The following is a 7,376-nucleotide window of genomic DNA, read 5'->3' on the forward strand; positions in this document are numbered from 1 at the left end:
CGTCACCGAACAGGAGGCGCCCACCTGGACGGACGAGTTCGGCCAGGGCCTTGAGCGCGGTGACGGTCCCACCAAAGGCGTGCGAGGCGCCGATGCACATGACCCGGTCGGCTGGCTCACGCCAGGCGGCTGCTTCTTGCTTGACGAATGTCACCTGCTGCTGCAGCGAGCGTTCAGCGGCGAGCTGCCGGCCGCGAGCCAAGAGCACCTCGTCGGTGTCGACCCCTACCCCTGTCACGGAAGCCGTGCCGGAGCCACTCGCCGTCTCGATTGCCCGCAGGAGCAGTTCACCCCATCCGCATCCGAGGTCCAGTACGCGACCAGCCGGTGGAACGTCCAGCCGTTCGAGAAGGAGAGCGGCGTGCTCCTCGGAAAGTGGCGTGTTCCACCGCATACGGGCATAACGCGCACCAGCGAGATCATCAGCTAAAGACACCGACCGAGGATGCCAGGCCGTGCTCCAACGAGCATCTGGTATTTGGCGGAGAGCTCCTGTCTCGGTGCGCTCTTCTGCGCAGGGCGAGCGCATCGGGACCCGTCACCGTCCGTCAGGATGTCCTGCCGTCGCAGATTCGCTCCCAAGGGCGCTGTCGTGCCGAGATCAGTGCGTCTGCTTCTTCCCGCTCGGCGCATCGAATGGCGTGGCGGGCTCATCGAGGCGCAGGATGGTTTCCTCGATCTCAGTGTTTCGCCCGTTGGCGAAGGACGTCTCCGTGCCTGTGATCGCGAATCCTGCTCTCTGCAGCACCTTCAGCGATCCCACGTTGTCACTCGCGACGCGGGCGAACAAGGGCCGGACGTGAACCGACTCCAGGAGGAGGGCCAGCGCTCGGGAAGCGATGCGCTGACCCCAGAACGATCTGTCGATCCAGTAGGTAACTTCGGTGTCGCCGTCGATTACAAAGCTGGCGATACTGCCGACGAGCCGTCCACCGAGCGTGATAACGCGGTTTGTGACGTCGGGTGATGTCCTGACCTTCGCCATGTGGGCATCGAAAGCGGTGCGATCATCGGGATCCTTGGCGGTGAAGGCCGCCATCCGGACCGACTCGGGGTCCCGCATCTGTTCGAACAGCGCGTCGAGGTCGGAGTCGTTGACCGGTCGCAGCGCCACCTCAGGCTCAGCCACAAGCGCCCCCAAACTTGATCCCAGCATCCATGAATGGGGAAACATACCAACGGCATCCGACAGTCTGTGGAGATCCAACGCCCGCATCTGGCCGCAGACCGCGCGTCGTGGAGCGCAGCCGGCTGACGGCTGGCGACGGGCGGACGTGCCGAAGTCGGTGCATCCGATTCAAGCTGGCGGCATGCCGACAGGCCGGCGGATGTCGTCACGTTCTAGGCTGGTCACGGGGGTCTCGGCCGATGGCGATGGCGAAACTGCCGCGCTGAAACGGGCCGCGACCGCCGCCACGGCGGCGTGTAGTTCGGGGCTTTCTTCCACGGAGAAGTCGAACGGGACGGGCGCCAGCCACTCCTGCGCGTACATCGCGGGATTTCCGGTGCTGCCGACCAGTACGCATCGGTCGCCGTCCGGCTGGAGGCGGCCCATCGGCGGCCGGATCCAGGGCGCCACCTTCTCCCACGGTGCGTGGAACACCACCCGGGTGGGGTACTTCCAGCCGGCGCCCAGATTTTCCTCGAGCGCGGCAACAGGATCCAGGTCGTCGGGCGGTGTGAAGCCGTGCGGGGTCTGCCGTACCGTCCGGATCCGGTCGATGCGGTACGTGCGGATGGCGTCCGCGCGATGCGAGTGGCACAGCAGGTACCAGCGCCCGTACCGCACCACGACTGCCCACGGGTCGACCTCGGCGGCCCACTCCTTGCCGCTCTCGCCTCGGTAGGTGACCATGACGCGGCGTCGGTCGGCGACGGCGGCGATCAGGGCGCTTGTGGTGGCGGGGTCGGGGCGGGCCGAATGCCGGTCGGGGGTGGCCGCAGCGTACGCCCGTAGCGCCGCTGCCTGCCGTCCGACGTTTTCAGGCAGTGCCCGGATGACCTTGCTGAGCGCTGAGCCGACCAGGTCGTCGGCGTCGATGGCGTTCGGCTGCCCGTCGAGCACGGCCATGACCAGGCCGAGGGCCTGCTCCTGGGTGAAGACGACCGGCGGCAGCCGGGTGCCGCGGCCCAGCCGGTAGCCCCCGTACGGCCCGCGGGCCGACTCGACCGGGATGCCGGCCTCGCGAAGGATGCCGACGTAGCGTCGCGCGGCCCGTTCCGTCACGCCCAGCAGCGAGGCGAGTTGGTCGGCAGTCGTGCCGGGACGTGCATGCAGGATCTCGAGCGCGCGTAGGGCCCGGGCGGTGGGGCTCGGACCGGTTGGCACGACGGCCAGAGTACCGGAAGCATATCGTCCGGAATCGCCGCTAGGTTGATCCGATGACTGCAGAACAGATCGTGCTCTTGGGTGGCCTGTGGCTCGACGGGTCGGTGTGGACCGGCGTCGCGTCAGAGCTGGAGAAGAGGGGCCGCCACCCGGTGCCGGTGACCCTGCCCGGTCAGGGTGACGGGAACATGTCGGCGACGCTGGCCGACCAGGTGACCGCGGTCCTTGCCGCCGTGGACGCGGGGCTTGGCAGGTCGGTGGTGGTGGGCCACTCCGCAGCCTGCACCCTGGCCTGGATGGCGGCCGACGCGCGGCCCGAGCGGGTCGCGAAGGTGGTGCTGATCGGCGGTTTCCCATCGAGCGACGGGCAGCCGTACGCGGACTTCTTCGAGATCACCGACGGCGTGGTGCCGTTCCCAGGTTGGGACCCGTTCGAAGGCGCGGATGCGGCCGACCTGGATGAGCAGGCGCGGCGGGCGTTCGAGGCGGCCGCGGTCCCGGTTCCAGAGGGCGTGGCCAGGGGCGTCGTGCAACTGACGGATGAGCGGCGGTTCGACATACCTGTCGTGATGGTGTGCCCCGAGTTCACGCCAGCCCAGGCGCGGGAGTGGATCGCTGCGGGCGATATTCCCGAGCTGGCCCGGGCCAAGCACCTCGACCTGGTCGACATCGAATCCGGACACTGGCCGATGGTGACGCGGCCGACAGAGCTGGCGCGGATCCTGGCCGCCGTCTAGCAGGGGGCACGGAGCGCCGCACACGCGGCCTCATGCTCTTCTGCCAGCCCCATGGCCTGGACTCTGCTGGAACGCAGCACCCGGTCTGCCGCCGACCGGGCGCGCTGTCTCAGCACACCGGTCACGCTGAGTCAACATCAGCCTCGGTGTGGTTCCTCGGGGGCGCGCCGAGGCGAAGCGCCAAGGCGTCGGGCGACGCCGTGGTCGCCTGCCGGGGATCCGGGAGCACGTGGGGAGCAGCCGGGTGCACTGAACGGCGTTGAACTGCATTCAACAGCACGTAACGGCGCTCAACTGCACCCGCCTCCACCTGCGGGGTTCTCGTTTCTGCAGGTCAGAGCGGTAAGGAGCGCGCTGCATGCCCTGGCCTTGCAGTGGGGTGCAGATTGGGTGCAGCTTGGCGAAGTGGTCACCGCGCCCGAAGTGCTCACCGGGGTCGGACCGGGGACAGCGCGTTGACCTGCGGTGATGCGGGTGAGCGGTTCGGCGTGACCTCCCAGAGAAGACCGACGTACGGCTCTGGGTGCCGTCGTGGTGGCGCCGGTATGGATCCGGGAAGCTGAGGCTCGAATCCCACCGGCAACCTTCTGAGCAGGGCCTCCTGCTCGGTGAGCTCTTCGACGTACCCGAAGGCGTCAGCGTTCCTGGCTTGCGCCCGGCACCAGCACAAAAATGGATGGCCCCGCCAGCCAGCCCCGCCCTACCTTGTAACTGGATCTTCTTCTCCGAGCCACTCACGAGAGGACTTCACCCCGCGTGACGCCGCCTGCTCTTTAGACCTGACCCCTTCCCCGTGCATCGGTCGCCGACGTCGCCGTCGGCTCCTTTCCCATGCCTTCCGTCAGGTCTTCAGAGAGATCATGTCTACGCGTCCTCATATCCTGCTGTCCTGGACCGTTCGGCGCACGCGCCTTCCCCTGCTCACGTTCCGCTGCGTCCACTGCCATTCCGGCCTCGCCAGCACCGGCGAGGGGAAGTCCCGCGTCAATGCCAACGGCAAACTCCTCCACATCTGGCTCCTGGTCGCCTGCGTTTCCTGCGACCGCACCAGCAGAATCACCGTTCACGATCGCGTCCCGGTCCGGTCCCCTCCCGAGAGCCCCTGGCCCGTCCAGGTTCCGGTCATCTTCGACGAGCCCGTGCCCCCTTCGCCCCGAACGGCTCATCGCCCAGGGGCTGGGCATCAGCCGCGGGGAGATCGCTCGTCGCGTCAAGATCGGCATTCCGCTGAACCGCAGAACTCACAGGGACTTCTCGATCGTCCTGCTATGAGCCGCCGCCGTGGGCCTGAGCCGGGGCGAGAGGCGAGGTGGCCTTGCCCCGGGCTGCATCACGCGGCGGTCCGCGCGCGGTCGCTCATGACCGGGCGCGAACGAGGGTCAGGGCCGGCCCGATACCGGCGACGAAGGTGAACGCCCCGTCCATCGTCGGTTCTGACGGGGTCGGGCCGTGCGGGTTGACGACCAGCGCCGACGCGCTCACTGGATCAGCCATGCCGACTGACCCTAGTGATGAGTTGTCGTGCCCGCACCCGTCATACCTACGGCGGGACACGACGAGACGGAAGGATGACCTGATGAGTGCGGACACGCGGCTGGAGGAGCTGGGCGTGAGCGGTATGGGCGAGGTCGACGAGCCGGCGTTCTCGGGGCTGGCGGAGCGGCACCGGCGGGAGTTGCACGTGCACTGCTACCGGATGCTCGGGTCGTTCGAGGACGCGGAGGACACCGTGCAGGAGACGTTCCTCCGTGCCTGGCGGCGGCGGGAGACCTTCGAGGGGCGGTCGACGTTCCGGGCCTGGCTGTACCGGATCGCCACCAACGCCTGCCTGGACCTGCTCGCCAAGTGCCGTCCGGAGCCTGCGACCGGTGGCGAGGTGCGGTGGCTGCAGCCCTACCCGGACCGGCTGCTCGACGAGCTGCCCGCGGGCGACGCGGACGAGCCGGAGACCGTCGCCGTCGCGCGGGAGACGATTGAGCTGGCGTACCTGGTCGCAGTCCAGCACCTCGCGCCGCGCCCGCGGGCCGTGCTGATCCTGCGGGATGTGCTCGGCTGGCCGGCGAAGGACGTCGCGGAGCTCCTCGGGGACTCCGTCAACTCCGTGAACAGCGCGCTACAGCGGGCCCGCGCCGGCATGCGGGAGCACCTGCCCGCCGAGCGGCAGGACTGGACCGGCGGCGAGGAGGACGCCAGGACCCGCGAGCTGGTGCGCCGCTTTACCGAGGCCAGCGTGGCCACGGACGTCAACGGCCTGGCCGCACTGCTGCGGGACGACGTCCGCTTCTCGATGCCGCCCACGCCGGGGCTGTACGTCGGCCGCGACACGGTGGTGAACAACTGGGTCGACGACGGCTTCGAGGGCATGACGGGTCTGCGAGCAGTCCCCACCTCCGTGAACCGGCAGCCCGCCGTCGCCTTCTACCACTGGCGGAAGCGGGATGGCGCGTACCTACCGCTGACGATCGACGTCCTGCGCATCAGCGGCGGGGCGATCACCGAGATCATCATCTTCCACGACGACCAGTTCCCACGGCTCGGGCTGCCGGAGCGCCTGCCGGCAGACGGCACGGAGTAGCCCCGGTGCAGACGCTCGCGCTGCGCGGTGGCGCGCGTGTCGCGGTGGACGCGGCGCAGTGGCGCCACGCGTTCGGCGTCGTCACCCGCGGGCGGGTGCAGCTGGAGCTGCGCGACGGCGAGCCCGGACCGGTCCTCGGACGCGACGCCGGGTTCTGGCTCCGCGGCACCGGCGTCCGCGCCCTGCGCAACCCCGGCCGCCGCACGGCGAGGGTGCGCATCGTCACCCCAAGGCCAGGACCGCCACCGGCCAGTGAAACACCCCGTACGCCAGTTACCGAATGGAGGAACGACATGAACAGCATGAATGACACCGGGGCCGCCGCAGGCCCGGCACCGGGCCAGACCAGCCACACCCACCGACTCCGCGGGCTCGCCGGCACCGGCCTCATTGCCACGCTCGCAGCGATGGCAGCCACCACCCTCGCCGCTGCGCTTGCCCAGGCCGTTGGCGTCGACTTCGAGGTCCCCGATGGTGGCGAGACGATCCCGTTGTCCGGGTTCGCCGTCGTGACCGGCTTCTTCTCGGTCGTGGGCATCGTCATCGCCGTCGCTCTTCTTCGATGGAGCGCTCGCCCCGCCGAGCGATTCGTGTGGACGGCAATGATGCTGACCGCGATCTCGCTGGTCCCGCCCCTCCTCTCCGGGGCAAACAGCGCCACCACCACCGCCCTCCTCGGGCTACACCTCGTCCCTGCGACGGTGATGATCCCCACCCTGGCGCGGAGCCTCCGCACCCGGACCGATTGACGATCCGCAACGGGACAACGCGCGGCGCAAGGGCGTGCGCAAGCGGGCTAACGGGCCGGAAGCAACAGCAGCGACCGGCGGCCAACGACACCGGACAACACAATGGCCGTACTCGGCACTACAGAGCCGCATCCCGTAGCACCCAACGGTGGGTCGCATCCGCGTTCACACCGAAGGGATCTGGGGTCGCGGCGCCGCGAGGTGCTGATCGACTGCGGACCAGAGCGCGCCCTCAGGTAGGCGGCGCGCTGCTAAAGTCCGCTCTCGCCCGGCTCGGTGTCCGCCGGGCAGGACGGAGCCTTTCATGGGGAGAGCGCCACGATTCGCCGCCGCCCTGGCGATCAGCTTGCTCGTACCGACGGCCCTTGCAGGATGTAGCCGGCTTTTCGGGTGCGCACCCCAGCCCCCCGAAGACATCACCGAGGCAGACCTGGCAGGGGTCTACACCAGTCTTGAAGGTGGAAGAATCGAGCTACGCGAAGATGGGCGCTACAGCGCCAGCAATTTTCCAGGGGCCAACGGGGAGGGCACGTGGACTCTCGATCTCGATTCAGAGAGCACTGAAGACTTGAGGCTTGAGGACCTTCAACTGTGGATTTCCGGCAACCGAGAGGAGCCCTGGCTGTACCGATTTGAAGGCGACCCCGACAATTGCGACCTAGTTAAGTTCAAGAGGGCCCACTGATTGGGACCGCTCTCCTCTCGGTTGGAGGGATCGAGATATTCCCTTCGCGTGGAAGCGGTCGGTCCTGTTGCTGCCGCCAGCAACGGTGACAGACATCCCATGGGGCCTGGGTGTCAAGCTGCTGCCTTTTGATCATGCTGTTCGCGGTGCTGCCAGGCGGTGGCCTCGTCGTAGGCCGTGCCGGTTTTGAGGCAGCCGTGGAGGATGCCGACGAGGCGGTTGCCGAGTTGGCGCAGGGCCGCGTGGTGGCCGATACCCCGGTGTCGTTGCTGGTCGTAGTAGGCGCGGGCGCCGGGAGAGG

The 7,376-nt window shown here is 68.5% G+C and carries 8 protein-coding genes and 1 pseudogene; 4 read left to right on the forward strand and 5 right to left on the reverse strand.

Features of this window, described 5'->3' with window-relative positions:
* From ABZ570_RS33015 to ABZ570_RS33025, 3 genes are all read right to left on the reverse strand, one after another.
* Positions 1 to 529, reverse strand: a 529-nt coding sequence (locus ABZ570_RS33015; RefSeq protein ID WP_358071954.1) for a methyltransferase domain-containing protein, incomplete at its 3' end; no start/stop codon positions are given.
* 72 nt (positions 530 to 601) lie between these two features.
* The gene (locus ABZ570_RS33020; RefSeq protein WP_358071956.1) at positions 602 to 1,114 is read right to left on the reverse strand and encodes a GNAT family N-acetyltransferase; all 513 of its coding nucleotides are present in this window, start codon (positions 1,112 to 1,114) and stop codon (positions 602 to 604) included.
* Between the two features lie 183 nt (positions 1,115 to 1,297).
* The gene (locus ABZ570_RS33025; RefSeq protein WP_358071958.1) at positions 1,298 to 2,329 is read right to left on the reverse strand and encodes a WYL domain-containing protein; all 1,032 of its coding nucleotides are present in this window, start codon (positions 2,327 to 2,329) and stop codon (positions 1,298 to 1,300) included.
* A 53-nt stretch (positions 2,330 to 2,382) separates the two neighbouring features.
* On the opposite strand from ABZ570_RS33025, the gene ABZ570_RS33030 reads away from it, so the two are divergent.
* Together ABZ570_RS33030 and ABZ570_RS33035 are read left to right on the forward strand one after the other, a co-directional pair.
* Positions 2,383 to 3,066 carry an alpha/beta hydrolase gene (locus tag ABZ570_RS33030; RefSeq protein WP_358071960.1) on the forward strand — a complete coding sequence of 228 codons (684 nt, stop codon included), beginning with the start codon at positions 2,383 to 2,385 and terminating at the stop codon, positions 3,064 to 3,066.
* An 860-nt stretch (positions 3,067 to 3,926) separates the two neighbouring features.
* On the forward strand, positions 3,927 to 4,478 hold the full coding sequence (locus ABZ570_RS33035; RefSeq protein WP_358071962.1) for a DUF1062 domain-containing protein: 552 nt from the start codon (positions 3,927 to 3,929) through the stop codon (positions 4,476 to 4,478).
* Here the strand turns inward: ABZ570_RS33035 and ABZ570_RS33040 are convergent.
* Positions 4,423 to 4,560, reverse strand: a complete 138-nt coding sequence (locus ABZ570_RS33040; protein WP_358071968.1) for a hypothetical protein — start codon at positions 4,558 to 4,560, stop codon at positions 4,423 to 4,425. The two genes, ABZ570_RS33035 and ABZ570_RS33040, sit on opposite strands and share 56 nt — an antisense overlap.
* An 82-nt stretch (positions 4,561 to 4,642) precedes the next feature.
* Between ABZ570_RS33040 and ABZ570_RS33045 the strand changes: the two genes are divergently transcribed.
* Both ABZ570_RS33045 and ABZ570_RS33050 read left to right on the forward strand, forming a co-directional pair.
* A complete protein-coding gene (locus ABZ570_RS33045) occupies positions 4,643 to 5,641 on the forward strand; it encodes an RNA polymerase subunit sigma-70 (protein ID WP_358071964.1) in 999 nt (332 codons plus the stop codon).
* A gap of 5 nt (positions 5,642 to 5,646) precedes the next feature.
* Positions 5,647 to 6,390 (forward strand): DUF6069 family protein, encoded by a 744-nt coding sequence (locus ABZ570_RS33050; RefSeq protein ID WP_358071966.1) that lies wholly within the window; start codon positions 5,647 to 5,649, stop codon positions 6,388 to 6,390.
* A 798-nt stretch (positions 6,391 to 7,188) separates the two neighbouring features.
* On the opposite strand, the pseudogene ABZ570_RS33055 reads toward ABZ570_RS33050, so the two are convergent.
* A pseudogene (locus ABZ570_RS33055) lies at positions 7,189 to 7,376 on the reverse strand (IS110 family transposase); the annotation flags it as partial.

Origin of the sequence: Micromonospora sp. NPDC007271, from assembly GCF_040634005.1 — a bacterium.
In the GTDB taxonomy this organism is placed as follows: domain Bacteria; phylum Actinomycetota; class Actinomycetes; order Mycobacteriales; family Micromonosporaceae; genus Micromonospora.